Source organism: Actinoplanes sp. NPDC020271 (genome assembly GCF_044388125.1).
Classification (GTDB): domain Bacteria; phylum Actinomycetota; class Actinomycetes; order Mycobacteriales; family Micromonosporaceae; genus Actinoplanes.
The window spans coordinates 1-26,644 of record NZ_JBIRWQ010000015.1; the positions used below are offsets into that span (position 1 = coordinate 1).

The 26,644-nt window shown below is 71.4% G+C and carries 30 protein-coding genes and 1 pseudogene; 12 read left to right on the forward strand and 19 right to left on the reverse strand.

The genetic code is table 11. The features are described from left to right. A partial coding sequence (locus tag ACH442_RS28895) for an ATP-dependent Clp protease ATP-binding subunit (RefSeq protein WP_396341251.1) occupies window positions 1-1,781 on the reverse strand: 1,781 nt, incomplete at its 3' end. A 208-nt stretch (window positions 1,782-1,989) separates the two neighbouring features. Between ACH442_RS28895 and ACH442_RS28900 the strand changes: the two genes are divergently transcribed. Then, complete coding sequence (locus tag ACH442_RS28900; protein WP_396341252.1) at window positions 1,990-2,859, forward strand: hypothetical protein; 870 nt, start codon at window positions 1,990-1,992, stop codon at window positions 2,857-2,859. Window positions 2,860-2,990: 131 nt separating this feature from the next. Here ACH442_RS28900 and ACH442_RS28905 read toward each other — a convergent pair whose 3' ends face one another. Together ACH442_RS28905 and ACH442_RS28910 are read right to left on the reverse strand one after the other, a co-directional pair. Beyond that, entirely contained in the window at window positions 2,991-3,179 is a 189-nt protein-coding gene (locus ACH442_RS28905; protein WP_396341253.1) for a DUF397 domain-containing protein, read from the reverse strand. 51 nt (window positions 3,180-3,230) lie between these two features. Continuing rightward, window positions 3,231-4,070, reverse strand: coding sequence for a helix-turn-helix domain-containing protein (locus ACH442_RS28910; protein WP_396341254.1), 840 nt, complete (start codon window positions 4,068-4,070; stop codon window positions 3,231-3,233). A gap of 392 nt (window positions 4,071-4,462) precedes the next feature. On the opposite strand from ACH442_RS28910, the gene ACH442_RS28915 reads away from it, so the two are divergent. After that, window positions 4,463-4,900 (forward strand): hypothetical protein, encoded by a 438-nt coding sequence (locus ACH442_RS28915; RefSeq protein ID WP_396341255.1) that lies wholly within the window; start codon window positions 4,463-4,465, stop codon window positions 4,898-4,900. Window positions 4,901-4,988: 88 nt separating this feature from the next. On the opposite strand, the gene ACH442_RS28920 is transcribed toward ACH442_RS28915, so the two are convergent. From ACH442_RS28920 to ACH442_RS28935, 4 genes are read right to left on the reverse strand one after another with little or no spacing between them, the layout of a single operon-like run. Next, window positions 4,989-5,675, reverse strand: a complete 687-nt coding sequence (locus ACH442_RS28920; RefSeq protein ID WP_396341256.1) for a biotin/lipoate A/B protein ligase family protein — start codon at window positions 5,673-5,675, stop codon at window positions 4,989-4,991. Continuing rightward, window positions 5,672-6,862, reverse strand: coding sequence for a dihydrolipoamide acetyltransferase family protein (locus ACH442_RS28925; protein WP_396341257.1), 1,191 nt, complete (start codon window positions 6,860-6,862; stop codon window positions 5,672-5,674). The genes ACH442_RS28920 and ACH442_RS28925 overlap by 4 nt, the downstream gene beginning before the upstream one ends. Continuing rightward, entirely contained in the window at window positions 6,862-7,824 is a 963-nt protein-coding gene (locus tag ACH442_RS28930; RefSeq protein ID WP_396341425.1) for an alpha-ketoacid dehydrogenase subunit beta, read from the reverse strand. The genes ACH442_RS28925 and ACH442_RS28930 overlap by 1 nt, the downstream gene beginning before the upstream one ends. Window positions 7,825-7,850: 26 nt before the next feature. Continuing rightward, entirely contained in the window at window positions 7,851-8,930 is a 1,080-nt protein-coding gene (locus ACH442_RS28935) for a thiamine pyrophosphate-dependent enzyme (protein WP_396341258.1), read from the reverse strand. Window positions 8,931-9,061: 131 nt separating this feature from the next. Here ACH442_RS28935 and ACH442_RS28940 point away from each other — a divergent pair, with 131 nt between their 5' ends. Both ACH442_RS28940 and ACH442_RS28945 read left to right on the forward strand, forming a co-directional pair. Next, entirely contained in the window at window positions 9,062-9,535 is a 474-nt protein-coding gene (locus ACH442_RS28940; protein ID WP_396341259.1) for an Lrp/AsnC family transcriptional regulator, read from the forward strand. A 49-nt stretch (window positions 9,536-9,584) separates the two neighbouring features. Further along, window positions 9,585-9,932 (forward strand): hypothetical protein, encoded by a 348-nt coding sequence (locus ACH442_RS28945; RefSeq protein ID WP_396341260.1) that lies wholly within the window; start codon window positions 9,585-9,587, stop codon window positions 9,930-9,932. A 43-nt stretch (window positions 9,933-9,975) separates the two neighbouring features. On the opposite strand, the gene ACH442_RS28950 is transcribed toward ACH442_RS28945, so the two are convergent. Beyond that, the gene (locus ACH442_RS28950) at window positions 9,976-10,197 is read right to left on the reverse strand and encodes a hypothetical protein (RefSeq protein WP_396341261.1); all 222 of its coding nucleotides are present in this window, start codon (window positions 10,195-10,197) and stop codon (window positions 9,976-9,978) included. A 16-nt stretch (window positions 10,198-10,213) separates the two neighbouring features. On the opposite strand from ACH442_RS28950, the pseudogene ACH442_RS28955 reads away from it, so the two are divergent. Continuing rightward, window positions 10,214-10,315, forward strand: a pseudogene (locus ACH442_RS28955) (Rieske 2Fe-2S domain-containing protein); the annotation flags it as partial. 102 nt (window positions 10,316-10,417) lie between these two features. Here the strand turns inward: ACH442_RS28955 and ACH442_RS28960 are convergent. Both ACH442_RS28960 and ACH442_RS28965 read right to left on the reverse strand, forming a co-directional pair. Then, window positions 10,418-11,155: a hypothetical protein gene (locus ACH442_RS28960; RefSeq protein WP_396341262.1), complete on the reverse strand. Its 738-nt coding sequence runs from the start codon at window positions 11,153-11,155 to the stop codon at window positions 10,418-10,420. Window positions 11,156-11,403: 248 nt separating this feature from the next. Next, the gene (locus ACH442_RS28965) at window positions 11,404-11,607 is read right to left on the reverse strand and encodes a hypothetical protein (protein WP_396341263.1); all 204 of its coding nucleotides are present in this window, start codon (window positions 11,605-11,607) and stop codon (window positions 11,404-11,406) included. A 139-nt stretch (window positions 11,608-11,746) separates the two neighbouring features. Between ACH442_RS28965 and ACH442_RS28970 the strand changes: the two genes are divergently transcribed. Continuing rightward, window positions 11,747-12,136: a PPOX class F420-dependent oxidoreductase gene (locus tag ACH442_RS28970; RefSeq protein WP_396341264.1), complete on the forward strand. Its 390-nt coding sequence runs from the start codon at window positions 11,747-11,749 to the stop codon at window positions 12,134-12,136. Window positions 12,137-12,279: 143 nt separating this feature from the next. Continuing rightward, window positions 12,280-12,672: a nuclear transport factor 2 family protein gene (locus ACH442_RS28975; RefSeq protein WP_396341265.1), complete on the forward strand. Its 393-nt coding sequence runs from the start codon at window positions 12,280-12,282 to the stop codon at window positions 12,670-12,672. A 24-nt stretch (window positions 12,673-12,696) separates the two neighbouring features. On the opposite strand, the gene ACH442_RS28980 is transcribed toward ACH442_RS28975, so the two are convergent. Then, entirely contained in the window at window positions 12,697-13,293 is a 597-nt protein-coding gene (locus ACH442_RS28980) for a short chain dehydrogenase (RefSeq protein WP_396341266.1), read from the reverse strand. Window positions 13,294-13,542: 249 nt separating this feature from the next. Here ACH442_RS28980 and ACH442_RS28985 point away from each other — a divergent pair, with 249 nt between their 5' ends. After that, window positions 13,543-13,884: a hypothetical protein gene (locus ACH442_RS28985; RefSeq protein ID WP_396341267.1), complete on the forward strand. Its 342-nt coding sequence runs from the start codon at window positions 13,543-13,545 to the stop codon at window positions 13,882-13,884. Between the two features lie 5 nt (window positions 13,885-13,889). On the opposite strand, the gene ACH442_RS28990 is transcribed toward ACH442_RS28985, so the two are convergent. The 5 genes from ACH442_RS28990 to ACH442_RS29010 form a co-directional block, all read right to left on the reverse strand. Beyond that, window positions 13,890-14,246, reverse strand: a complete 357-nt coding sequence (locus ACH442_RS28990) for a nitroreductase family deazaflavin-dependent oxidoreductase (RefSeq protein ID WP_396341268.1) — start codon at window positions 14,244-14,246, stop codon at window positions 13,890-13,892. 109 nt (window positions 14,247-14,355) lie between these two features. Next, on the reverse strand, window positions 14,356-14,877 hold the full coding sequence (locus tag ACH442_RS28995) for a sensor histidine kinase (RefSeq protein ID WP_396341269.1): 522 nt from the start codon (window positions 14,875-14,877) through the stop codon (window positions 14,356-14,358). Window positions 14,878-15,461: 584 nt separating this feature from the next. Continuing rightward, a complete protein-coding gene (locus ACH442_RS29000; RefSeq protein ID WP_396341270.1) occupies window positions 15,462-15,986 on the reverse strand; it encodes a hypothetical protein in 525 nt (174 codons plus the stop codon). A 77-nt stretch (window positions 15,987-16,063) separates the two neighbouring features. Beyond that, window positions 16,064-17,347: a multidrug effflux MFS transporter gene (locus ACH442_RS29005; RefSeq protein WP_396341271.1), complete on the reverse strand. Its 1,284-nt coding sequence runs from the start codon at window positions 17,345-17,347 to the stop codon at window positions 16,064-16,066. 38 nt (window positions 17,348-17,385) lie between these two features. Further along, entirely contained in the window at window positions 17,386-18,342 is a 957-nt protein-coding gene (locus ACH442_RS29010; protein ID WP_396341272.1) for an alpha/beta hydrolase, read from the reverse strand. An 81-nt stretch (window positions 18,343-18,423) separates the two neighbouring features. Here ACH442_RS29010 and ACH442_RS29015 point away from each other — a divergent pair, with 81 nt between their 5' ends. Beyond that, window positions 18,424-18,849 carry a MarR family winged helix-turn-helix transcriptional regulator gene (locus ACH442_RS29015; protein ID WP_396341273.1) on the forward strand — a complete coding sequence of 142 codons (426 nt, stop codon included), beginning with the start codon at window positions 18,424-18,426 and terminating at the stop codon, window positions 18,847-18,849. Between the two features lie 7 nt (window positions 18,850-18,856). Here ACH442_RS29015 and ACH442_RS29020 read toward each other — a convergent pair whose 3' ends face one another. Beyond that, complete coding sequence (locus ACH442_RS29020; protein WP_396341275.1) at window positions 18,857-19,327, reverse strand: hypothetical protein; 471 nt, start codon at window positions 19,325-19,327, stop codon at window positions 18,857-18,859. Window positions 19,328-19,589: 262 nt separating this feature from the next. On the opposite strand from ACH442_RS29020, the gene ACH442_RS29025 reads away from it, so the two are divergent. After that, a complete protein-coding gene (locus tag ACH442_RS29025) occupies window positions 19,590-21,113 on the forward strand; it encodes a M4 family metallopeptidase (protein ID WP_396341276.1) in 1,524 nt (507 codons plus the stop codon). A gap of 236 nt (window positions 21,114-21,349) precedes the next feature. On the opposite strand, the gene ACH442_RS29030 is transcribed toward ACH442_RS29025, so the two are convergent. Next, window positions 21,350-21,952: a class I SAM-dependent methyltransferase gene (locus ACH442_RS29030; protein WP_396341277.1), complete on the reverse strand. Its 603-nt coding sequence runs from the start codon at window positions 21,950-21,952 to the stop codon at window positions 21,350-21,352. 130 nt (window positions 21,953-22,082) lie between these two features. Between ACH442_RS29030 and ACH442_RS29035 the strand changes: the two genes are divergently transcribed. Continuing rightward, entirely contained in the window at window positions 22,083-22,931 is an 849-nt protein-coding gene (locus ACH442_RS29035) for an AraC family transcriptional regulator (RefSeq protein WP_396341426.1), read from the forward strand. A 140-nt stretch (window positions 22,932-23,071) separates the two neighbouring features. Here ACH442_RS29035 and ACH442_RS29040 read toward each other — a convergent pair whose 3' ends face one another. Next, window positions 23,072-25,729 carry a glycosyl hydrolase gene (locus ACH442_RS29040; protein WP_396341278.1) on the reverse strand — a complete coding sequence of 886 codons (2,658 nt, stop codon included), beginning with the start codon at window positions 25,727-25,729 and terminating at the stop codon, window positions 23,072-23,074. Window positions 25,730-25,926: 197 nt separating this feature from the next. Between ACH442_RS29040 and ACH442_RS29045 the strand changes: the two genes are divergently transcribed. After that, a complete protein-coding gene (locus tag ACH442_RS29045) occupies window positions 25,927-26,535 on the forward strand; it encodes a sugar O-acetyltransferase (protein WP_396341279.1) in 609 nt (202 codons plus the stop codon). The last annotated feature ends 109 nt before the right edge of the window (window positions 26,536-26,644 follow it).

Consider the following 26,644-nt stretch of genomic DNA (forward strand, 5'->3'; position numbering starts at 1 on the left):
ACGAGCCGGGACACCGTGTACCGGTCGTGGAACTCCGACATGTCCAGCTGGATCAGCGCGTCCTCGGAGCCGAAGAGGAACTCGGCCAGGGCCTTGGACAGCTCGGTCTTACCGACACCCGAGGGGCCGGCGAAGATGAACGAGCCGGACGGGCGCTTCGGGTCCTTCAGACCGGCCCGCGTACGCCGGATCGCCTTGGAGACCGCCTTGACCGCATCCTCCTGGCCGATGACGCGCTTGTGCAGCTCGTCCTCCATGCGCAGCAGGCGGGTCGTCTCCTCCTCGGTCAGCTTGTAGACCGGGATACCGGTCCAGAGGCCGAGGACCTCGGCGATCTGCTCGTCGTCGATCTCGGAGACGACGTCGAGGTCACCCGCCTTCCACTCCTTCTCCCGCTGCGAGCGCTGGTCGAGCAGCTTCTTCTCGTCGTCCCGCAGTTGCGCGGCGCGCTCGAAGTCCTGCGAGTCGATCACCGACTCCTTGTCCCGGCGCACCTGGGCGATCTTCTCGTCGAGCTCACGCAGGTCCGGCGGGGTGCTCATCCGGCGGATGCGCATCCGCGCGCCGGCCTCGTCGATCAGGTCGATCGCCTTGTCCGGCAGGAAGCGGTCCGAGATGTACCGGTCGGCCAGCGTGGCCGCGGCGACCAGGGCCGAGTCGGTGTAGGTGACCCGGTGGTGCGCCTCGTAGGAGTCCCGCAGGCCCTTGAGGATCTCGATCGAGTGCGCGAGGGACGGCTCGCCGACCTGGATCGGCAGCAGCCGGCGCTCGAGGGCCTTGTCCTTCTCGACGAACTTCCGGTACTCGTCCAGGGTGGTGGCGCCGATCATCTGCAGCTCACCCCGGGCCAGCATCGGCTTGAGGATCGAGGCGGCGTCGATCGCGCCCTCGGCGGCACCGGCGCCGACCAGGGTGTGGATCTCGTCGATGAACAGGATGATGTCGCCGCGCGTGCGGATCTCCTTGAGCACCTTCTTCAGGCGCTCCTCGAAGTCACCGCGGTAGCGCGAGCCGGCCACCATCGAGCCCATGTCCATGGTGTAGAGCTGCTTCTCCTTGAGCGTCTCGGGCACGTCGCCCTTGACGATCGCCTGGGCGAGGCCCTCGACCGCGGCGGTCTTGCCGACGCCGGGCTCGCCGATCAGCACCGGATTGTTCTTCCGGCGCCGCGACAGGCCCTGCATGACCTGCTCGATCTCCTTCTCCCGGCCGATGACCGGGTCGAGCTTGCCGTCCCGCGCGTCCTGCGTGAGGTTGCGCCCGAACTGGTCGAGCAGGGCCGAATTGGTCGCGCCGGCCGCCTCGCCGGTGGCCGCACCGCCACTGGCCGAGGCCGGGGCCTCGGTGTGGCCGGCGACCAGCTGGATGACCTGCTGGCGGACCCGGCCCAGGTCGGCGCCGAGCTTCACCAGGACCTGGGCGGCGACGCCCTCGCCCTCACGGATCAGGCCGAGCAGGATGTGCTCGGTGCCGATGTAGTTGTGGCCCAGCTGCAGCGCCTCCCGCAGGGAGAGCTCCAGCACCTTCTTCGCCCGCGGGGTGAACGGGATGTGCCCGCTCGGCGCCTGCTGACCCTGGCCGATGATCTCCTCGACCTGCTGCCGGACCCCCTCGAGGGAGACGCCGAGGCTCTCCAGAGCCTTCGCGGCGACACCTTCGCCCTCGTGGATCAGACCCAGCAGGACATGTTCCGTACCGATGTAGTTGTGGTTGAGCATCCGGGCCTCTTCCTGGGCCAGGACGACAACCCGGCGAGCCCGGTCGGTGAACCGCTCGAACACGACACACGTCCTCACGGCGAAGCCCCACGCGCCCCGCCCAACACCACGCACGCAGACGTGCGGAAACGGACAGGTGTCACATGCGCTGAGTCGGGGCCTCTTGGCGTTGACGCGCGGTCCGCGTGGGGAACCGCACAACGCTCGTGCAGGCGCGCTGCACCACCACCTTACAACCCCGGCGGCATACGATATGCCCGGGAGGAAGCCCATGACCGCAACGCGAAACCGACGACCCGTGCCCGACCGGGCCCGCAAACGTGCGATCCGGGCACTGGCCGCCGAGCTCGGAGTGGCATATTCGGTCGCGGCGCGGCTGCATGCCGCCCAGACGCCATCGGGCCGGCCGCCGGCGGAGAGCCCGGCCGGTGCCGACGAGCACCGCGCCTGGATGTCCGAGGCCCGCGCCGGCCGGACGTTCCACGCCCGGGTCAACGACACCCGGCTCGCCGCCGGACTGCCGCTGGGCCGGGCCGAGCACCTGGTCCGGCGGTTCCCGCCGCTGCGCGCGATCACCGCGGCCGGCCCGCTCTACGCGGGCGAGGGCCGGGAAACGATCATCGCGATGCTGTACGCGGTGCTCGCGCACGAGTCCCCGGCGCTGCTGCCCCCGCCCGACGAGCTGACGTGGGCCGCCGAGCTGGGTGAGGAGGCCGCCGTCGACATCGCCTGCGCCGCGCTCGACCGGGCCGCCCGTCAACTGCTCGACCAGGGCCGATGGCAGTTGTGGGCGCGCGTGGAGACGGCCCTGACGGCCGGGGAGTCCGACCCGGACCGGCGCGTGCGGGACGCGGCCGGCGCGCTCGGGCGGGAGCTGCGCTCGACCAGCCTGCGCGGCTCCCTGGAGGGGGTCCGGCACATTCTGGACGCGGTCCTGGTGGAGCCGTTCGGGGCGCTCGCGCCGGGCATCCGGGTGCGGGTCGACGGGCAGGCGGCCACGGTGATCGGCGCCGAGTGGGAGCTGACCGGGCCGCCCGCGCGGTACCGGGTGCGGGTGGACAACGAGCCGCTCAACCGGATCGTGCCCGCGGCTGAACTGGACGCCGGGACGGCACCGGAGCCGGACCTGATTCCCGGTTAGGGCGCGGGGACGAGAACCCGGGCGACCTCGCACTCGCCGTCCAGGGGCACCTCGGTGCGGTGCCCGGCGGAAGCTTCGGACCGGCGCGTTCCTCCAGGGGACACCGCGCCGGCCCGTGCCGACCGGCCCGGTCAGATGTCGAATTCGCCGTTCTTCGCCCCGGCGATGAACTGCCGCCATTCGTCATTGGTGTACACCATGGGCGGGTGCTGCGGATTCTTCGAGTCCCGCACCGCCACGAAGTCGGAGGTCACGGCGACCTCGACGCACGACGAGTTGTTGCAGAAAGAGGACGTGCGCCACGGCAGATCGGCGAACATATGTTCTTCTCCTGGGATGTGATGGCCGGCATCCGACAACGCCCGACCAGTTCACAGATCCCGGAGGACCGCCCTCATGAAGGAGATGGTCTCCTGCTTCGTCAGCGCTTTCCTCTGCAGACCGAAGAAAGCCGTCAGGTAGCCGTCCACCTCGTCGGCCTGCTCCAGATAAGCCGGCTCGACGACACCCTCGAGGTACACCACGTCGGACATTCCGGCTGCCTGATCGAGCGGTTGTGAGCTGGCAAATCGCAGAATGTTGAACCCAGTGACCATCCCCTGGTGTGCACCGGAGGAAAAGGGTACGACCTGGAGTTCGATGGTAGATCCTTCACTCAGGTCGACGAGTTTACGGATCTGGGCACGCATGGTCTCCGGCCCTCCCACCGATCGGCGGAACACGGACTCGTCGACCACGAACTCTAATTTGGTGTTTTCGCTGATGAATTTCTGCCGCGCCTGGCGAACCTCGACCGCTTTCCGGACGGCGTCCGGGTCGCTGTTCCATTCGCCGACCACCGCGGCGGTGTATTCGGGTATCTGCAGTAGGCCCGGAACGGCTCCCATCTGATAGTCGTAGATGACGGTCGCCGACCCCTCGAGGCCTATGAGCCTCTCGTAGGCGGGACCGAGGTTGTAGGGCGCCCACCACGCGGTCTCGCGGCTCTCCTCCGCGAGTTGCATGAGATGCGCCCGGACGTCGGGATCAGTGATGCGATAGATGTCGATGAGATCGCGGACGTCGCGCGCCGAGATGTTGCGCTGCGCCGATTCCATGCGACTGATCTTCGACGGGGAGCAGAGGAGCCGACCGGCCACGTCCTTCACGCTGAGATCCGCGTCGATGCGGTATTGCCGCAACGCGGACCCGAGTTGCCGGCGGCGGACCAACGGCCCAGGGTGGCTGGGGATGATCGGGACCTCCGGGGATCAGCAAGAACCGTGTCGTAAACAGCTACCTGCCAATGTGCCACGTGGCAATTGCCGCTGGCAATGCCAATCGTCAATCGCCGCTGGCAATTGCCAAAACGATCAGTCACTATGAAGTTACGTTCGGCTCACTGATCTCCTCGCCCGCGCACTCAAACTATCTCGCCCAGAGAGGAGGCGAGGCGGAACGGCGAGAGTCTAGCCATATCACCCCGTTCGCTACACCTCGACCCGCCGTGTCCGCGACCGGCAACGCGGACACGGCGGCACATTCCACCCTCGGAGCGACCCGAACGTGGGAACCGGTCGCACGGCGGGTACGTCAGAACTCCATGACTCGAAGCTTTCTTCCGGTGCTCCTGCTCGTGGCCGTCATCGCGGGCTGCGCCGACCAGACCGGCGCCCCGGGTGGTTCCACCCCGCGGGTCAGCGGTGACGCCGCGACCCCGGCGGCCGCGATGTTCCCGCTGGACTTCTCGCGCACCGGTGGTTTCGCCGGGTTCGACGACCGGCTGCACCTCGGCGCCGACGGCATGATGACGGTGTCGCACAAGGGGGTCGGCGGGCCGCCGGTCGCGGCCGACCCGGCTGTCGTCGCCGCGTTGCAGCAGGTGCTGAGCGCGCCGAACCTGGCGACGGCGTCCCCGTCGGCGGGCTCGGCGATCTGTGCCGACGGGTTCCGGTACCGGCTGGCCACCCCGTCCTGGACCTACACCGCCGACGACTGCTCCGGTGGCCACTCCGAGTTGGAACGGGTGCTCGAACTGCTGCTGCCACTGCTCAAGGGCTGACCGCCGGGCCGTCCGCGACCCGTCCGGAGGCGCCTCCCGAGCGACCCGGAGGCCGTCGCCCCGCGGATCGGCAGGCACCGCGGGATCGTCACTCCTCCGGGCTCGGCAGGATCATCGGCGGGCCGGTGACGCCGTAGGCGGTGAGGACGGCCGCCGTGACCGACGCGGGGGTCACCGACGGCGTGGTGTCCTCGGCCGCGCCGGCCGTCGACGGGTCGAAGTCGTAACCGAGCTCCCGGTAGGCCGGGGTGAGCACGGCGCGGAGCCGGGCGGCCCCGCTGACCTGGATGACGGTGCTGAACAGCCAGCCGTCCCGGGTGACGCGCTGGGCCGATCCGACGATCTTCGCCCCGCCGGCGTGCAGGCTGTACTCGCCGGGGCAGTACTCGCGCGGGACCGGCCCGACCCGCGCGGGGACACCGAGCCCGGCCAGAACGTCGGCGTGCATCCCGGCGAAGTGCCGGAACCGCGGGCCGGGGTCGGCGAGCGCGGCGCCCGAGCGGTGCACGTGGTCGATGACGACGCTGCCGCGGTCGTACGCGGCGAGGCTGCCGCCCTGCGGCCGGACGACCGGAAGAAAACCTTCGTCGTGGACCGCCGCGGCGGCCCGCGCGTAGCCGGGGCGCAGCGTGTCCCGGCGGCTGAACGCCGCGGTCGGCGCCGGCGAGTAGACCCGGAGGATGTCGCGGGCGTCGCCGAGGCCGTGCCGCAGCAGCAGCGGCCCGAGCGCCACGTCCTGCGCCGGGCCGCTGCCGGAGAGGTCGATCAGGATCACAGGCGGGCGATCACCGAGGCCGGGTTCTCGATCGCGTCGGCGACGCGCCGCATGAAACCGGCGGCCACGGCGCCGTCGCCGACGCGGTGGTCGAAGACGAAGCTCATCTGCGTGATCTTACGAACGCACAGTTCGCCGTCGACGACCCAGGGCCGGTCCAGGATGCGGCCGAAGCCGAGGATCGCCACCTGCGGGTGGTTGATGATCGCAGCGCTGCCGTCGACGCCGAAACTGCCGTAGTTGTTGAGGGTGAAGGTTCCCCCCGACAGCTCCTCGGCGGAGACGCGCCCCTCGCGGGCGGCCGCCGTGAGACGGCGGATGTGGTCGCCGAGGGTCGTGGTGGTCATCTTCTCCGCGCCGAGCACCGCGGGCACCATCAGACCCCGATCACCCTGTACGGCGATGCCGAGGTTGACCGCGTCGACGGTGACGATCTCCTGCGTGGCGGCGTCGAAGCGCGCGTTGAGCACCGGGAACTCCCGCAGCGCGGCCACCGTGAACCGCGCGAGGTAGGCCAGCAGTCCCGGCCCGTCCGGGTTGCTCTCCCGCAGCTCCCAGAGTTTCGTGGCGTCCACGTCGACCCACACGGTCGCCTCGGGGATCTCGGCCCGGCTCCTGGTCAGTGCCGCCGCGGCGGCCTTCCCGAAACCGTTCAGCGGCACGCGTCGTTCCCCGGACGCGGATGCGCCGGTGCCCGCCATCGCGCGCTCGACGTCGGCCCGCACGATCACGCCACCGCGCCCGGTCGGCTCGACCTTGCCCAGGTCGACGCCGTTGCTCCGGGCGAGGTTGCGGACCAGCGGCGACACGACCTGCGCCGGGCGCACGTGCGGGGCCGGACGCACCGGCACCCGCGGCTTGCGGTGCCGCCGCGACGACACCGCGGTCGAGGTGCCGTAACCGACCAGGACGCTGCCCGATCCGGCCTTCTCCTCCTCGCGGTAGGTCTCGGCGGCGACGTCCTCCACGGTGATCAGCGGCTCCCCGACGGCGAGGGTCTCACCGGCCTTCGCGTGCAGAACGGAAACCCTTCCCGCGTACGGCGACGGCACCTCCACCATCGACTTGGCCGTCTCCACCTCGGCGATGCTCTGGTCCACCGCGACCACGTCCCCCTCGGCGACCAGCCACCGCACGATCTCGGCCTCGGTCAGCCCCTCGCCGAGGTCCGGCAGGCGAAAGATCATCACTGCTCCCACTGGAGGTCGTCGACGGCGTCGAGCACCCGGTCCACGCCGGGCAGCTGGAGGTGTTCGAGTTTCGGCGGCGGGTACGGGATGTCGAACCCGGTCACCCGGTGTACCGGCGCGGCCAAGCTGCTGAAACACCGCTCGGTGACCCGCGCGGCGATCTCCGCGGCGACCCCGGCGAAGCCGGCCGACTCGGTGACGACCACGGCGCGGCCGGTGGCACGAACCGCGGCGCAGACGGTCTCGTCGTCGAACGGGACGATCGAGCGCAGGTCGACGACCTGCAGGCTGCGGCCCTCCTGGGCGGCGACCTCGGCCGCTTCCAGGGCCACGGGGACGCTGGGCCCGTAGGCGATCAGCGTCGCGTCGGTGCCGGGGCGGCGGATCACGGCGGTGCCGATGCCCGGCGCCCGTACCGGGAACTCGATCTCCTCCTTGCTCCAGTAGAGCTTCTTCGGTTCCAGGAAGACGACCGGGTCGGGTGCCTCGATCGCCGCTCTGAGCAGCGCGTACGCGTCACCGGGGGTGGCCGGGGCGACGACCTGCAGGCCGGGGGTGTGCGCGTAGTACGCCTCGGAGGAGTCGCAGTGGTGCTCGACGCCGCCGATGCCACCGGCGTACGGCACGCGGATGACCATCGGCAGCCGGACCCGGCCGCGGGTGCGGTTGTGCATCTTCGCGACGTGGCTGACGATCTGCTCGAACGCCGGGTACGCGAACGCGTCGAACTGCATCTCGACGACCGGGCGCATGCCGTTCATGGCCATCCCGACCGCCAGCCCGACGATGCCGGACTCGGCCAGCGGAGTGTCGAAGCAGCGGTTCTCCCCGAACTCGGCGGTCAGCCCGTCGGTGATCCGGAAGACGCCGCCGAGCGGGCCGACGTCCTCCCCGAACATCACCACCGTGGGGTCCTCGGTCATCGCGTCGCGCAGCGCATGGTTCAGCGCCTGCGCCATCGACAGCTTGTCGTGCGTCACGGTGGTCACGCCGTTACCTCCCGGCTCAGCTCGTCCGCCACCAGCGCCGACTGCGCGCGCAGCTGCGGGGTGGGTGTCGAGAAGACGTACGCGAAAAGGTCTTCGGGGTTGGGGGTGACGTCCTGGTTGAGGCCGTCGCGCAGATGCGTGGCGGCGCGCTCGGCCTCGGCGGAGAATTCCTTCTCGGCGGCGGGAGTCAGCACGCCGCGACCGGTGAGGTAGGTGCGCAGCCGCGTGATCGGGTCACGCTCCACCCACGCCTGCACCTCGCCCTCGTCGCGGTAACGGGTGGCGTCGTCGGCGTTGGTGTGCGCCTGCATGCGGTAGGTGTGCGCCTCGACGAGCTGCGGCCCCTCCCCCGCGCGGGCCCGGGCGACGGCGGCACCGAGCACGCTGAGCAGGGCGGCCATGTCGTTGCCGTCGACGCGTTCCCCGGGAATGCCGTAGCCGATTCCTTTGTGCGCGAGGGACGGCGCGTGGGTCTGCCGGGCGAGCGGAACGCTGATCGCGTACTCGTTGTTCTGGATGAAGAAGACCACCGGCGCCTGGAACACGGCGGCGAAGTTCATCGCCTCGTGAAAGTCTCCCTCGCTGGTGCCACCGTCGCCGCACATCGCCATCACCACCGTCGGCTCGCCGCGCAGCCGGGCCGCGTGCGCGACACCGACCGCGTGCGGCAGCTGCGTCGCCAGGGGCGTGGTGTGCGGGGCGACGTGGTGCTCGTAGGGGTCGTAGCCGCAGTGCCAGTCGCCCTTGAGCAGGCTCAGCGCCTCCACCGGGTCGACGCCCTTGACCGCCGCGGCGATCGTGTCGCGGTAGGTCGGGAACAGCCAGTCGCCGGCGTCGAGCACCTGTGCGGCCGCGACCTGGCAGGCCTCCTGCCCGTGCGACGACGGGTAGACGGCCAGCCGCCCCTGCCGGACCAGCGCATACGCCTGGTCGTTGAGTCGGCGGGCGGTGATCAGCAGCCCGAGCGAACGCAGCAGCGCCGCGTCGCCGGGCACCTCGCCGAGCGCTTCTCCCTGCGGGTTGATCATGGTGACGGGGGCATCGGACGGCAACAGCCGACGGGAGTCAGGCGTCATGCGGTAATGCTGTGCCCTGGACCACAGTTGTTCCATAATCTGAGACAGATCGAGAAAAATGCGTTCCGCGTACGCCGTGACGGTGCCAACCGTCCAACCAAGTGAACGTTCAGGCGAGGGGTGGCAGACAGGTGGTCAGTGAGCTCGACGACATCGATCGCCGCATCCTCGCCGAGCTCACCCGGGATGGCCGCATGTCGATCCGGCAGCTCTCGGAGTCCCTGCACATCTCGCGTGCCAACGCGTACGCCCGGGTGCAGCGCCTGCGCGAGACCAACGTCATCAAGGGTTTCCGCGCGCAGATCGACCACGCCGCGGCCGGGATGGGCACCTCGGCCTACGTGACGGTGAACCTGCACCAGGCCGAGTGGCGCGAGGTCGGCGAACGGCTGCGCACGCTGCCCGGGGTGGTGCACATCGCGCTGGTCGGCGGCGAGTTCGACGTCATCATGCTGGTCCGCGCGAAGGACAACACCGACCTGCGGCGCCTGGTGCTCGACGAGATCCAGGGCATGCCGGGCGTCGTCAACACCCGCACGCTGCTGGTCTTCGACGAGTTCGACCCGGCCGGCTTCGACACGTCGCCCGGCGACGGACCTCGATGACGACAGTCGATTGACCGGTAGCCATACGCTCGCGGCCAGGAGGTCATCGATGGCAGAGAACGCGTGGCTCAACTTTCACTGCGAGACCGGCCGAGAGACCCGGGTCGCCACCTTCCGCCGCCGCGGCACGGCGTGGGAACTGACCGAGGTCGCCACGGACCCGCTGCCGGAGGGCGGTGCGATCCCCGGGCGGATCGCGATGTCCGGCGAGTTCCGGACGGCGAGCGGCTACCCCGGGTGCCCGGGCTGCGGCGCGGACAACTTCGTCCGGTGTGGCGGCTGCGGCGAACTCAACTGCTGGCGCAGCTCCGCCGCCGAGCACACCTGCGCGAACTGCGGCCACCACGGCCGGGTGCAGGGCACCATCGCCTCGCTCGACGCGATGGAAATCGCCTGACCGCCGTCCCGACCTCGGTACAGTGACGCGCGGGACATCCAGGTCACGGGGAAGCGAGAACGATGAGCGGTGTGGATCGGCGCGCGGTGATCGGGATGGCCGGGGTGGCCGGCACCGGGATGCTGCTGGCGGCCTGCGGGGACTCCGACAGCGACTCCAGCTCCAGTTCCGGTGCGGGAAGCTCGGCCACGACGGCCCCCGCCCCCGGCGCCGGCGGGACGGTCATCACCAAGGCGGCCGATGTGCCGGTCGGCGGTGGGGTCATCACCGACACGTACGTGGTGACGCAGCCCGAGTCGGGGACCTACAAGGCGTTCTCCAACGTCTGCACACACCAGGGCTGCAAAGTCGCCGAGGTGGCCGACAAGGCGATCACGTGCAACTGCCACCGGAGCACATTCGACATCACCACCGGCGCACCGACCGGGGGCCCGCCACGAAGTCGCTCACCGAGACCGCGGTCAAGGAGAGCGACGGCAACATCGTCACGGCGTGAGATCCCACCCGCGTACGCGATGAAGGTGTGCGGTCTTGGGATAAGACCCGGAACGAGGACCGATCTCGAACAGGTCGACCAGCAGGAACTGCGGGTAGAGCGGCGCCTGCGCGGACCGTTTCACCACCACACCCGCACAGCCGATGACGGTGCCCTCCGGACCCCAGATCGCCGTCCACGTGTGGCGCCCGGCCGGGACCGGGACCTCGGACATGTCGGTGCTCAACCGGTCGTCGTGGTGCGCCTTGACCCCGCAGCGGGCCACGGCCGAACCGGCGTCGATCTCGAAGACGCAGATCTCGCCGCTCTCCCGCGGGTCGAGGTGCTCGGTGCCGACCGTCCACGCGGCCAGCATGCAGCCGGCGTCGGTGCTGGCGGTCACGGTGATGTCGACGCGGCCCGCGGACGGCGCCCAGAGCAGTCGCGTGGGTGACGGGGTGCGCACCACCAAGCCGTCCGGGCGGTGCCGGTGGGTGCCCTGGTGGTTGCCGGTCTGCACGTTCGAGACGCGCAGCGGGGCGTCCTCCGGGCGCCAGTCGAGCTGATCCTCGTCGATGCGCAGCCGCAGCCCGGCGTCGTCGAAGTCGTAACGTGCCCGCGACCGGTCCGCGGTGGTCCAGTGCGGCAGGTAATGATCGATCCACAGGTCGTCACGCAGGCGCGAGCCGGTGAAGTCGTCGTCGAGGTCGGGGCGCCGCGCGGGCGGCTCGGGCAGCAATTCCGGCACGCGACATTGGTACCGGAAAAACGCGGGGTGACCAACTGTCACGCGCGGGCCCGTCAGGTTCGGGACCGGGGACTCGAACCGCGCCACCGGCGGTATGCGCCGCGGGAATGCGTGTACCACTTCGCGCCGCTCCGGTTCCGGTCCACGTGGCGGCACCTGGTCGCTCAGCGACCGGCGTCGCCGGCACTGTCAGCGGCGGGCGTCGCCGCCGGCATTGTCCGTGACCGGCGTCGCCGGCGGTACCGTGGTCAGCGGCTCAGGGAGAAGCGGCGCTGCTGCTTCTTCTGGCGGCCGAAACCCTGCAGCGTGTCGGCGCCCTGCCGCAGCAGGTTGCTGGTCCGGTTCTTGCCGCGCCGGGCCTCCAGGACGTCGCCGAGCTTGCGGGCACCGGCTGCCGCCAGCGGCACGGCGATCGCCATGATGACGAAGCGGCGGATCAGGTTCGGGATCATGACGGGCACTCCTCGTGACGGCGGGCGACACCGGTCCAATACCCGTCCCTCGCCCGGCTACGCCTGGTTCACGCCCGACGGGAAGAACTCCGGGTCGGCCGGTCCCGGTCAGTCACGGCACCACCATAGGATCAGCGTCATGACCGTCCCCGCGGAGATCGCCGCCAGCAAGCAGATCAGCCTGACTACGTTCCGCAAGAACGGGACGCCGGTGCCGACCGCGGTCTGGCACGTCGCCGACGGCGACACGGTGACCACCGTGTCGGCGGCCGACGCGGGGAAGGTCAAGCGGATCCGTAACAACCCGCAGGTCGAGGTCACCGCGTGTGACCTGCGGGGGAAGGTCACGCCGGGCGCGCAGACGGTCCGCGGCACCGCGGTGCTGCTGCCGGAGTCGGAGACCGAGAATGCCCGCCGCCTGCTGGAGAGCCGGTATGTCACGGCGCGGATCGGCGGTTTCTTCGTCCGTCTCCTGCGTCTGAGGCGCCCGGCCGGCATCGGCATCGTCGTCACCCTGTCGTCGCCCTGAAGCCGGCACCCCGGAGTCGTCGCGCTGTCGCCGCTCTGAAGTCGCCGCCCTGAAGTCGCCGCCCTGAAGCCGGCACCCTGGAGTCGTCGCGCCGTCGCCGCTCTGAAGTCGTCACCCTGTCGTCGTTGTAGGAGGAGTCGCACGTGAAAGCGTTCCGTGAGGCGGTCGAGGCCCGGGACAGTGCCGCGATCGAGGCCCTGCTCGCCGAGAACGTGGTGTTCACCAGCCCAGTGGCGTTCAAGCCGTACCCGGGGAAGGCGGTCACCGCCGCGATCCTGCGAGCAGTCCTGCGGGTCTTCGAGGACTTCCGCTACGTGAAGGAACTTTCCGCCGCCGGCGAGCGCGACCACGCGCTGGTCTTCGAGGCGACCGTCGGCGGCAAGGCCCTCACCGGCTGCGACTTCCTTCACCTCGACGAGAACGGCCTGATCGACGAGTTCACGGTGATGGTGCGCCCGTTGTCGGCCGCGCAGGCACTCGCCGAGGCGATGAACGCGCAGTTCCCCCGGATCCAGGCCGAGGCCGCTCAGGGCTGAGAAGTGCCGGCCCCGGCGGGGCCTTCACAGGGTGTAGATCTGCCCGGTCTGCGCACCCTCGACCGAGCGGACATAGGCCTGCGCGACCCGGCTCAGGTCGACCGGTTCCATGCCGGGAAAGAATGGCGCGTACGCCGTGAGACTCTCCGTGAACACGGCCGGGCTGACCACGTTGACCCGCTGCGGGGCGATCTCGACGGCCGCCGCCCGTGCGAACGCCTCCACCGCGCCGTTCGCCATCGAGGCGGCGCTGCCGGTGACGATCGGTTCCCGGGCCAGTATGCCCGTGATCAGGGTGAACGAGCCACGCTCGGCGACGTGCGGGATCCCCTGCCGGACCAGCTCGATCTGACTGAGCGCCTTCCCGCGGAAGCCGTCCAGGTAGTCCTGAGTGGTCATCTCGATCACCGGTTTGTACGGCACGTGGCCGGCCGCGCTGACCACGGCACCGAGACGGCCGGCCTGCGCGTACATCGCGCCGACCTGGGCCGGGTCGGTCACGTCGTAGCGCAGGTCTCCCCCGTTCCGGGCGACGGTGAGCACCTCGTGGCCCCGGCCGGCCAGTTCTTTGTGCAGGGCCGCACCGAGCGTGCCGGTGCCCCCGACGAGCAGGATCCTCATGGCACCGACGCTAAGCCCGCGGCCCGCACCACGGAAATGCCGAACCCGCGCCATTGATACGCCACGGTCATGAATGGCCTCTCCCCGCGGGGGAGGCGCCCCCGTCGCGCAGGTAGCGGTTCCCTTCCTGGTCTTCGGTCCCTGCGCCACGATCCGGACCGGCCCGGGCGTGGACGGTGGGTCTGGCCCCACCCGGGCGGGCGCCTGGACGGATTCCGACCGGCCCGCCGTCTCCGTAGCGTTGCCGGCATGGAGAAACTGAAGCAGTACTTCCAGGAATTCGCCGCTCTGAGCACCTTCGCCCTCGGCGCTGTCATCGCGATGGCGAGCACCGGCCACACGATCAACACCTTCATGTGGGTACGCGGTCTGCTCCTCCCCGCCGCCGCGATCCTGCTCTACGTGCTGACCGCCCGCGGCCGGCTCGACCGGGTCCGCACTCTGTCGGCGATCCTGCCGGTGGCGATCGTCGGCGTCGACCTGATCCCCGGTGTCTGTCCGATCTGGTACACCGCCGCGCAGGCCGTCTGCATGCTCCCGGTGATCGCGGCGGCCGTCACCGTCCGCCGCGCGGCGACCGTCCCGGCCTGACAGGGTCAGGGCAGTTCGATCTCGACCAGCGGGCTGCCGTCGATCCAGCTCTCCAGGTTGCCCGCCCAGTCCAGGCCGGGCACGATCTCGCCGAAGACCCAGGCCCGTTCGTCCGGGTCGGTGACAACCCGCGCCCGTACGGGCAGGTCGTGCCCTTCGACGTGGAGCGTGAACCCGGGATGGGCGGTGAGGTTGGCGTACCAGTCGCGGGTGCCGGGGCTGCCGGTCAGCCAGTACCGCCCGCCGGCCCGGTAACGCCACGTCTCGATCCGTCGTGGTTGTCCGCTGCGCCGGCCGATCGTGGTGATCTCCACGGTCCGGTGCCGGTCGAGCGCCTGCCGTGCCTCCTCGGTCACTGTCATCGCCACAGCGTGCACCCTCGACCCGGGTTCACCTCAAGCGGCGATCATCGCCCCACGCCGGCCGGAGTCTCCCTTGTCGATGAGCCGCCGCTGAGCGCTCCGGCACCGATCAGGCGGCGAGCGGCAACCGCACGGTGAACGTCGTGGTCGTCGCCCCGGCCTCGCTCACCGTCAGCGTCCCCCCGTGCTGCCCGATGATCGCCCGGGCCACGGCCAGACCGAGCCCGTTACCGGGCACCCCTCGATGCCGGGCCGCTTCCCCGCGGAAGAAGAGCTCGAACAGCCGTTCCCGCTCGTCCGCGGCGATCCCGTCGCCCACGTTGGTGACGTCCACGATCGCCGCCCCGGCCTCGGCGCTCAACCGCACGCCGACCGTGGTCGCGGCCGCGGCCCAGGTCACCGCGTTGTCGAGCAGCTCGGTCAGCACTTCACACAGGCGGTCGCGGTCGCCGTCGACGACGACCGGCCCGGTGGCGTCGACCAGGATGCCGTCCCGTCCACCGGCCGTCTCGCAGACCAGGTCGCTCAGGTCGGCCGGTGCCCGCCGCAGCTCGATGTGCCCCGAGCGCAGCCCGGCCACGTCGAGCAGCCGCATCACGATGTCGCGCAGGCCGGCGGTGTCGCGCTGCATCACGCCGAGGGCCTCGCGCCCGTTCCAGCGAGGCCCGGAGCCGCGCCGGGCCGCCCGACGTGGCGTCCGCGGGATTGTCCGGGAAGGCCGCGAAGATCTCCCGGCCCACCAGTTCCTCGCGAACCCGCATGGTCGCCACCAGGTAGGCGTCGCTGACCTCGACGATCACCAAGTCGGTGTCGAGCACGAGCAGGGCGACCGGGGCGCTGCGGAACAGCGCCCGGCAATCGATCCCGATCCCGGCCCGGACCAGCGAGGAGTTGGACATGACGGCACCATCGTCACACGTGCCGTCCGGGCCCACGCCGGAAGATCCCCATCCGGAAGACCACCCCGATGTCCCCGTACGTTCCCACAGCCTGCCCGCCGAGCAGACGATCGTCACCCCGCAGCGTGGCCGAGCCCGCGCGCGAATCTCCGGGCGCCCGATCGTCGCTGCCTCGCGAGCCGGACCGAGCGCGAACCTCGGAGGCCCGATCGTCACCGCCTCGCGGGGGCAAGCCCGCGCACACGTCCGGGCCCCCCGGCTCGGCGCGGCGTCGCGGGCAGCGAGCCCGCGCACACGTCCGGGCGCCGGGCGGCGGTTACGCGGCGACGGCCGACACCACCGCGGTGGCCAGCAGGACGAGGCCGGTCGCGGCGCCGACGACGGCGCTGGGGGTCAGGCCGCGGGACCGGGCGACCGGCACGGCGGCGGCCGCGGTCACGGTGATCAGCGCGCCGGTCACGTGCACGAGCGGGTAGTCCATGATCGCGGCAACCGGGAACAGGTGGACGCCGACCACGAACGCGATCCACGCCGCCATCAGTTCGGCGTGCCGGCGCCAGGCCAGCAGACCCGCGCCGAGGGCGGCCGCGGCGAACTCGACGCCGACGACGATGCCGAACGTGCGGCTGGTGTCGTCGTCGAAGACGGTGCCGCCGTGCCGGTGCCGGACGGCGAGCAGCACGCCGGCCCCGAGGGTCAGGAGGCTGAGCACCGAAGCGGCGCCCAGCCACCGCCGCCAGGCGGGGGGCGGCGCCTCCTGCGCCCAGCCGAACCAGGTCGAGGCGAAGAACCCGAAGATCGCCACGGACACGGCCAGGTCGCGCAGGTGCTCGGTGATCACGCCACTCCCCTCCTTTGTGGAGCCAGGAGTCTATGGTCGCCCCGCACCCTCGCCCGGACCTGGCGAGGGTGGCCCGGTCAGTGGGCCATGGCGACCACCGGCTGATCGACGTGCTCGACGGGGAGGCGGTGCGGGCGGACCACCAGGAAGCAGACCAGCGTCGCGGCCAGCATGCCGCCGAAGACCACGATCGCCATCGCGACCGCACCGACGCCGAGGACGCCGACCAGGGGTGCGGCCAGCGCGCCGACGCCGAACTGGACCGCACCGAGCAGTGCCGCCGCGGTGCCGGCGGCCTCGCCGTGCCGGCCGAGGGCCAGCGCCGGGGCGTTCGGCATCGCCAGGCCGACCGTGATCAGGACCAGCCAGAGCGGGACCAGGATGCCGGCCAGCCCGCCGGTCCCGGTGCCGGCCAGGATCAGCAGCACCACGGCGAACAGCAGGCCGGCCACGAGGGCGCCGCCCATGATCTGCTGCGGCGTCCAGCGGCGCAGCAGCCGCACGTTGAACTGCGTCGCGGCGATCAGACCGGCCGCGCCGCCCGCGAAGACGTAGGCGAACTGCTGCTCGGTCATCCCGAACCCGTCCTGGAAGACGAAGGACGCGCCGCTCACGTAGGCGAAGAGCGCGGCCATGGCCAGGCCGGCGACCAGGATCAGGCCGACGTACACCCGGTCGGTGAAGAGCCGGCCGTAGTCGCGGACCGTGCCGAGCACACCGCCGTTGCGGCGGCGCGCGGGTGGCAGGGTCTCCGGCAGCACCAGGGCGGTCGCCGCCATGATGGCCAGGCCGGTCACGGCGAGGACCACGAACACGCCGCGCCACGACGTCCAGTTGAGGACCAGGCCGCCGACGGTCGGGGCGAGGATCGGCGCCACGCCGACGACCAGCATCAGCCGGGAGAACAGGCGGGCCGCGGCCAGCCCGTCGAACAGGTCACGGACCATCGCCATCGCGACGACCGCCGCCGCGGCCGCCCCCAGGCCCTGCAGCACCCGCAGCGAGCCGAGGACCGCCAGGTTCGGCGCGAGGACGCAGAGCACCGAGGCCAGGACGTGCACCGCGATGCCGGCCAGCAGCGGGCGGCGCCGTCCCAGCGCGTCGGCGAGCGGGCCGGCCAGCAGCTGCCCGAAGGCCAGGCCGACCAGCGTGCCGGTCAGCGTGAGCTGCACGGCGGCGGCGCTCGCGTGCAGGTCGGTGGTGATCGTCGGCAGCGACGGCAGGTACATGTCGATGGTGAGCGGGCCAAGGGCCGTGAGGAAGCCGAGCACGAGCACGATCCGGAAGCGGCGCCCGGGCGGGAGCAGCTCTCCGGCGGACAGGTCGTCGTCGGGTGGGGTTACGGTCTGAGTTTCGGCCACAATCGCGACAAGCCCCCGCGCAGCCGGTTTCTTCCGTCTCAGGCCGGGTTGGTTAGAACGGTCACAGCTTCCGCATAACCGCTCCTGCCTGCTGGAATTTTGCTTGCGCCGGCGGTCGCGGGCAGTTTGCGGGCCAGGAAGGTGCCGGCCCGGTCGAGGGCGTCGTCGGCGTCGTCGAGGTCACCGAAGTTCAACTGGTAGACGTGCGGCAGCCCGGTACCCACCTCGAGCGTCACCTCGACGTCGTCCGCTGCGGCGCGCGTGGCCAGGCGTACGGCGTCGTCGAGCAGTAGTTCGTCGGAGCCGACCTGGACCAGCAGCGGCGCGAGCCCGGACAGGTCCGCGAAGATCGGGCTGGCCGCACGGGCGGCGGCAGGCTCCGGGGTGAAGTGGTCCGCGTACCAGCGCAGCGCGGCGGCGGTGAACAGCGGGTCGGCCGCGGCCCGGGTGCGGATGCTGTCGCCGCTGAGGGTGAGGTCGGTCCACGGCGAGAACACCGCGGCGGCGGCCGGTTGCGGCAGGCCGGCCTCGCGCGCGGCGACCAGGGTGGTGACCGCGAGCCCGCCGCCGGCCGAGTCGCCCGCGACCAGGACGTCCTCGGCCGCCGTGGTCTGCAGCAGTTCCCGGTACGCGGCGAGCGCGTCGTCGGCCGCGGCCGGGAACGGGTGCTCGGGCGCGAGCCGGTAGTCCAGCGAGTACGCGGTGCCGCCGGTGCGGGCGATCAGCGCCGAGGCGAGCCGTGCGCCGGTGCGGCCCGAGCCGACGACGTAGCCGCCGCCGTGCAGGTAGAGCAGCACGGTGCGACTCGTGCCGGCCTGCAGTCGCACCGCCGGGCGCCCGGCCACGGTCACCTCGCCGGCGGTCACTCCGGGGGCGAGGGGGCGGGCGGTCCCGAACGCCTCGAACCCGGCCCGTTCCTGCTGCACGGTGCCGCGCTCGCGCGGACCGGCGGCCAGGGCAGCCCGGACGGCGTCGCGCTGCTGCTGTCGGTTCATGTCGGCCTCCATGAGAAAATGACTTCCTAGGAATCAAAGTAGATTCCTTCGAAGCTAATTCCCATGAATGGACGTAGCTCTGTGACGGACGCCACGACGCTCTTCACCGACCTGGTGCGCACCGAGACGCGGCTCTACAACCGCATCGACGCACGCCTGCGGGCCGGGCACGACATGCCGCTCGGCTCCCTGGAGTTCCTGCGGATCATCGGCGGCCGCCCGGTCTGCCGGGTCTACGACATCGCCCACGAGGTCGACATCACCGTCGGCGCCACCAGCAAGGCCGTCGACCGGCTCGTCGCCCGCGGCTGGTGCGAACGCCGCGCCAACCCCGACGACCGGCGCTCGTCCCTGCTCCTCCTGACCCCGGCCGGCGAGCAGGCCCTGGCCGCGGCGCTGCCCACCTTCGCGGCCGCGGTGACCGAACTCGGCGCGGCGCTGCCCCGGCAGACCCTGGACCAGCTCGCCGACGGCCTGCACCAGTGGCGGCAGCACCTGGAGGAGTGACCGGCGGTCAGCGCCAGACCGGGCCTTCCGGGATCTCGTCCGCGGCGCCCCAGGGGACCTCGCGGGCGCGGTCGGCGTCGAAGCCGTAGCGGTCCAGGGCGCGCCAGGTGACGCGGCGGCGGACGTCGTCGCTGACCAGCCAGACGTCGTCGTCACCGAGGACGCGCAGCAGGTAGGCGTCGCGGCTGAAGGCCGGGCCGCGGCTGATGTCATCCAGGTCGTAGCCGACCTCGACGTCGTCGGTGTCGCCGTAGAAGTTCGAGTAGGTGGCGATGTCCGGGAAGGCGCGGGCGTATCCCTCCGGGTCGACCAGGTAGATGCTGGCGCTGCCGGGGCTGCGATAGCGGTGCCCCGACAGATCGTCGCGCGGGCTGCTCGCCGCGGTCACCACCGCGGTCCCGGCGGCCGGGGCGGCGACGGCGGGCGCGGGGGTGAGCAGGCCGGTGGCCACGAGGGTCAGGGTCAGTAGGCGGCGCACGGCTGGTTCCCTTCGGGCGAGGACGCGGTCGGCGTCCAGGCTATGCAGGGCTATGCCCCTTTTGTGGGGGAACCGGGAACTGGGCAACGTCCGGGGCGACTGACGGCGTACGCGCAAATCGGGTTGATCCTTAGGGTTTTCCCTATTCCGTCAATAGACCTGCATATATATCGTCACTCCTGACTCACCCGGTACGGCTACCCCGCCGGACCGGAGGACCAACCCGCCCCCCTACCCCCGCGGGCGGGAAAGGAGTTCCGATATGGCACGAAAATCCCTGGTCGTCGGCTTGGCCGTCGGCACCGCGGCCGCCTCGGCGCTGGTCGCGGCCACCGGTCCGGCGGCGGCCCAGCCGTCCGCGCCGGCCGTCGACGCCGTGGCGGCCGCCGACTCCATGATCGCGGCCCGGCCGGCCGCCCTGCACGCCGGCTCGCACGACGCCTTCCAGCGGCGGCAGGTCGTCCAGTCGGCCGGCCTGACCTACGCGGCCTACGACCGCACCTACAAGGGGCTCGCGGTCAAGGGCGGTGACCTGGTCGTCGTCACCGACAGCGCCGGGCAGACCCGCTACACCTCGGTGGCGCAGAGCAACCCGATCGGGGAGCTGTCGACCACCGCCAAGGTGACCGCGAGCACCGCCGTCGCCACGGCGAAGGCGCAACTCAAGACCGTCACCGGGGTCGAGGGCACGTCGCTGGTGGTGATCGCCGGCGACACCGCGAAACTGGCCTACGAGACCACCGTCAACGGCACCGGCGCGAACGGCGTCAGCCGCCTCACCGTCGACGTGGACGCGGTCACCGGGAGGGTGCTCGGCACCGAGGAACACGTCACCGAGGTGACCGGCACCGGCACCGGCTGGATCAACGGCTCGGTGTCGCTGAACACCACGCTCTCCGGCTCGACGTACTCGCTCAAGGACCCCACCGTCACGAACCTGAGCTGCCAGGACGCGTCCACCAAGGCGACGTTCACCGGCTCGGACAACGTGTGGGGCAACGGCACCGGCACCAACAAGGAGACCGGCTGCGTCGACGCGCTCTACGTCGCGCAGAAGCAGGTCGCGATGCTGTCCTCGTGGCTGGGCCGCAACGCCCAGAACGGTTCCGGCGCGGCGTGGCCGATCCGGGTCGGGCTCAACGACCAGAACGCGTACTACGACGGCACGCAGGTCCAGATCGGCAAGAACACCGCCGGTAAGTGGATCTCCTCGGCCGACGTGGTCGGTCACGAACTGGGCCACGGCATCGACGACAAGACGCCGGGCGGCATCTCCAAGGGCGGCACGCAGGAGTTCGTCGCCGACACGTTCGGCGCGGCCACCGAGTGGTACGCCAACAACCCCAACGACCCGCCGGACTACCAGGTCGGCGAAGAGGTCAACCTGGTCGGCAGCGGTCCGATCCGCTACATGTACAACCCGTCGCTCGCCGGTGACAGCAACTGCTACTCCAGCAGTACGCCCAGCCAGGAGGTGCACGCCGCGGCCGGGCCCGGCAACCACTGGTTCTACCTGCTCGCGCAGGGCAGCGGCGGCAACGGGCAGCCGGCCAGCCCGACCTGCAACAGCTCGACGGTGACCGGCGTCGGCATCCAGACCGCCATCAAGATCATGTACAACGCGATGCTGCTGAAGACGTCCAGCTCGTCCTACGCCAAGTACCGGGTGTGGACGCTGCAGGCCGCGAAGAACCTGTACCCGGGCAGCTGCACCCAGTTCAACGCGGTCAAGGCCGCGTGGAACGCGGTCAGCCTGCCGGCCCAGTCCGGCGAGCCCACCTGCTGATCCCGTCCTGATTCCCCCGCAAGGCGCGGGCCGGTACGTCTCCTCCGGACGTGCCGGCCCGCGCCGCGTCCGGCCCGGCCCCACTGCCGGCGCCTTCCGCGCGGCGCCCTCCGCACGGCGCCCTCCGCGCGGCGCCCTCCGCACGGCGCGCTTCCCGCCGGACGGAAAGGCGGGCCCGGCGACGCCGGGCGGGCTGCGCTTCCTGGGCCGGCTCCGATCCCGGTGCGGCCCGCGGCTCAGGCGGAGGCGCGGTAGAAGACGACGCGACCGAAGGCGACGCGGGCCCGGGCGAGCTCCACCGGCTGGGTCAGGCCGGCGTCGAACATGGCGGTGAGGACCCGATCAGGTTCGGTCGCGGCCAGGCGGGACGGGCGCACGTGGTCGGCGACGAGGTCGAGGACGTGCAGTTCGCCGCCGGGGAGCAGCACGCGGCGGGCCTCGCGCAGCGCGCGCTCGTGCTCGGCCCTTTCCAGGTGGTGCAGCATCAGGGCGGAGAGGACCCGGTCGACGCTCGCGTCGGGCAGGGGGAGGCTTCCGGCGTACGCACGCTGGAAGTTGACTTTGATCTGGTTCCTGGCGGCCTTGCGCCGGGCGCGGCGCAGCGCAGCCGGATCGGGATCGATGCCGATCGCCTCGACACCGGGATGCGTGCGGGCGAGCGCGGTCAGCAGCGTGCCGGTGCCGCACCCGATCTCCAGGACGCGGTGCCCGGGGCGCGGGGCGGCGTGCTCGATCAGCTGCCGGTGGATGCGCTGGACGCCGGCGAGGCGGCAGAACGGGTCGTAGAGGGGCAGCAGCCAGCGCAGTCCGGCGGCGGGAAGATACGTCTGCTGGGTCATGTCACGCTCCTGGTATCCGACGAAACTCGGTCGTACTCTCAGCTTCGTGGCGGAGAATGACGCGCACAGCGGCGAATTCGCGGAGATGATCCGACAATTCTCGGTTCCGGTCGGGCGGACCGGGGACGGCGTGACGGTCTACGGTTTCGGTCGCTCGGCCGCGGAACTGCCGATCGGGTCGGCGCGACTGCCCGGTGCCGTGCCGCAACCGGGGATCGCCGAGCATGCGCACGACTTCCTCGTGCTGTGCTACACGCATCGGGCCGAATCGGACGTCCGGATCGACGGGCGCCAGTGGACGGTGTCCGATGGTGATCTGTTCGTGTTCGCGCCGGGGCAGGTGATCGGGTTCGGCGCGGCGGACCGGATCGCCGACGACGGCTGGGTGGTGTGGTTCCCGGCCGAACTGGTGCGCTCCGGCGCCTATGCCTCGTGGCGCTCGCATCCGCTGCTGTTCCCGTTCGCGCGGGGCGCGGAGCGGGCGCAGCGCCTGCGGATCCCGCCTGAGGAGCGGGAGGCCTGGATGGGGCGGTTCGCGGCGCTCGACGCCGAGGTCCGCACACGGGCCGACGGGTATCGGGAGGCGTCGATCGCACATCTGACCCTGTTGCTGGTCGGTCTGGCGCGGCTGTCGGCCGACGTCGGGGACCAGTTGCGGTCGGCCGAGGAACCGCTGCTCGGGGCGGTGTTCGACCTGATCGAGCAGCGGTATCACGAAGGGATCTCGCTGGCGGACATCGCGGCCGAACTGGCGCTGACCGGCAACCACCTGACGACCGTGGTGCGGCGGAAGACCGGGCGGACCGTGCAGCAGTGGATCACGCAGCGGCGGTTGCAGGAGGCTCGGATGTTGCTGTCCGAAACTGATCTGACGGTGGCGGCGATCAGCCGGCGCGTGGGCTATCCGGACGTCAGCTACTTCATCAAGCGGTTCCGGGCCGAGCATGCGGTGACGCCGGCGCAGTGGCGGGCGGTGTAGGCCGGCCGGTCAGTCCTCGTCGGCGTCGGGGCCGGCTCGCTCACCGCGGCGCCGGCGAGCGGCGATGCTTCGGCGGCCTGATCGGGAACGGCCGGCGGCACGTCGGCGAGCGTCGCCCGGAGGCGAGAACGTGCGGCGTCTCATCGGTACCACCTCAGGGAGACCGGGCCGAGCAGGCCGTACGCCTGCCGGGCGGCGACGCCGAACACGGCCGGGCTGGTCGTGCGCAGACGGTTGAGCAGCGTCGTCGCCACCTCCACCTCAATGGTGTTCCGGCCGGGCCCGAGCGTCAGATCAACGACCGGTTCGAGGACGTCGATCGGGGGCAGCAGGCGCCCGTTCAGCCGGACCCGGCAGGTGTCGACCACCTTGCCGAGCACCAGCGACGCCCGTCCCCCGGCACCGGCGTCGACCGTGGTGCGGTACCGGCCGACGCCGGAGACGTCGGCGAGTTCCGGGATCGACGACCACGGCACCAGGCCGTCGAGCGTCAGGCGGTGCGTGGTCACGCCGGTCGGCTGCCAGTCCTCGACCTCGAGGGCCCAGCCGGTCAGCGGCGTCTCGGCGCCGGTGAACGTGCGGGTGGCGACGGAGACTCTCTGCCGCTGACAGGTGACGAGCCGCGACTGACCGGGCTGCAGCGTGACGTGGATCCGCAGTCGATTCCCGACCCGGGTGTACGGCAGGCCGCGCCGTTCCCCCGTCCACGCGTCGACCTCGACCGGCACGCTCGTCCGCGACGTCGTGGTCAGCCAGACGTCCTGGTCGATCGCGGTGATCACCCGGTTCTCGGCGTGGCGGGCATTGGCCAGGTAGTAGTGGTCGAGGTCGCCGTCGACACGGTGGACGGTCATCAGCGACGACCGGTCGTACTCGACGTCGCGCCGCACGCCGAGGGCCTCCAGTGCGGCCGGGATGCCGGTCTGATCAGCGACGACCCGGGTACCGGGCAGGGCCAGGAGCTGAGCCAGCGGCGGCTGCAGCGCAACCGGGTGCACATCCGCCCAGTCGCCGACGACGACCACGGGCAGGCCGGCGCGGCCGATCGCCACGAGTCGGCGGGCGGCCCGTACCGACAGGGTGTGGTCCTTGCCCCGGAACACGTCGCCATCGAGAATCACCGCCTTGTAGCGCGGCGGGCCCAGCCGGCCGTCACGCACCTTCGCCGCCGGCAGCGACAGCGACGCCTCGTCGACGAAACCGTGCGTCCAGCCGATCGGGATGCCGTCGTTGGTGGCCCACGGCGCGCCGATCCCGGTCGCGGTGAAACCTTTCTGCCGGAAGAATGCGAGGTCCGCACGCGCGGTGCCGGCCTGCAGGATCTTCTGGGTACGGCGGAACCAGCCGGCCACCCCGCCGACGTGCCGCCAGGTCGGCTGCCGCGGGCCCCACGCCTCGGCGTAACCGATGCCGTTGCCGTTGTAGGGCGAGAACGCGGCGAAACCGGGCCACGCGGCGCCGGGCGCGTCCCGGTACGCGAATCCGTGCAGCACCGCCTGGTTGACGCCACCGGCGAAGACGCTGCCCATCGTCTGCAGCACCTTGTTCCAGGTGGTGCTGTAGGCCCCGTTCGCGTACGCGGCCGCCTCGCAGGAAAGAATCCTCCGGCCGGCCATGTCCCGGGCGGCGGCGAGCACCCGGAAGTCGTCCAGGTTCTTGAAGCCGAGCGACTCACCCTCGGGAACGTCGAGCAGGGTGGCGCTGCGGATCGCGTCGGTGGACAGCCCGTACGGCTGGGCGCGCAGTCTCAGCCCGAGCGAGTGCGCGAAATCCCGCAGCGGCAGCAGGTGGTGCTCGTGGTAGAGGTCGGAGAGCACCTGGTTGAACGCGTCCCGCAGGTGGTTGGTGGCGTCACTGCCGAACGCGTAGAGGTACTTGCCCTTCGGGGCGAGCAGCACCGGGAGCACCGGCAGCAGCTCGGTGCCGGTGCGTTCGGCGAATTCGGCGGGAAGGGCCGGCGTCCAGAGCGTCCAGTCGGTCTCGAGCTCCAGGGAGTCCTCGAACAGGTCTCCGCCGGCGTCCCGGAGCAGTCGCCGGATCGAGGGCGTCAGGACGTGCTCGTTCCACGCGTCGCGGATCGCCTTCGTGCCGGCCGGGCTGAAGTGGTCGACCACGTAGGACGGCGGGTCGGTGTGCGGGCCGCCCTCCGGCTGCTGCCCCGAGCCGCGGACCAGGTAGGTGAGAAGTAGCCAGTTCCCGTCCGGCACCGTGGCCGTGACCTGCCCGTTCACCGGCTCCAAAGTCTGCACCGATGCCGGGTCGAGGACCCCGGCCGACACCAGGCGGGCGATCTGGACGGCGAAAGTCTCGGCCGCCACCGGCACCGTGATGCTGCCGGTGAACGGGGTGACGGTGTGGAAAAGTTCCTTCGCGGCGGCCGGATCGTCCGGCGTGATGCCGGGGACGGCGGCCGGCCAGCTCGGACCCACCGCCAGGTCGACGGTCAGCCCGCGCCGCCCGGCCTGGCGCAGCGCCGACTCGACGGCGTCGCGCCACGGGCCGGTGCCCCAGCCGTGCCCGGCCGGATCGAGGTCGAACTTCACGCTGTGGTGCACGTCCTGGATCTCCACCCCGGCGAACCCGGCGTCGGCGATCTGGTCGACCTCCCGCGCGATCTCCACCGGGTCGACCAGGCCGTGGGGCCACCACCACCGGAACTTCGCCCCGTCACTGACCTCGGTGGCCAGGAACCCGGCAGTTTTCTCCGCCGGGGCCGGGTTCGCGGCGGACGCTGCGACGGCGGAGGGCCAGGGCGCGACGGCGGCGGCCCCGAGCGCTATGACGGCACGACGTTTCATCGGTGACTCCCAGGGTGGTGCCGCCGGCGACGAATCGGCTGCGACAGCGCCGACGCCGGCCGGCGACGCTCCCGGAACGGGCGAGAAATGAAACGTTTTAACGCGGTGGTGATCGCCACGCTATCCGCGCTCGTCAATCACGTCAATAGCCGCCTATGGATGCCGCTGACCGGCGGTGCTGTGGTAGACACGGGCGGGTGGAGATCAACCAGAACCACGACGAGGTGCGGGAGCGGATCCGGCAAGGGCTGCTCCACACCGAGTCGGAGGCGTCGTTCCAGGACCCGCTGCGCCGCACCGACCTGGTCTTCGAGTACAACAACACCCGGCCCGGCGACACCGGGCGGCGGCGCGACCTGCTGGAGCGCATCCTCGGGTCGGTCGGCGCGCGAACCGTGCTGCTGTCGCCGTTCCACGCCGGATTCGGCAGCAACGTGCACCTCGGCGACGACTTCTTCGGCAACGTCAACCTGACGTTCGTCGACGACGTCGAGATCCGCATCGGCAACGGCGTCATGATCGCGCCCGGGGTCACGCTGACCACCACCGGCCACCCGATCCACCCCGACCTGAGGGAGGACTTCCGCCGCTTCTCCGAGCCGATCGTCATCGAGGACAAGGTCTGGATCGGCAGCAACGTGGTGGTGCTGCCGGGCGTGCGCATCGGCTACGGCTCGGTGATCGGCGCCGGCAGCGTGGTCAGCCGCGACATCCCGCCGATGACGGTGGCGGTCGGTGTCCCCTGCCGCGTCGTCCGCCCCGTCACCGACGAGGACCTGAAGACCCGCACCACCCCGGCGACCTGACCGGGCCGGACCGATGCGCGCCGGACCAGGCCGAGCTGGGCCGATGCGCGCCGGACCGGGCCGGACCGATGCGCGCCGGACCGGGCCGGTGCGGGACCGGCACCCGGGG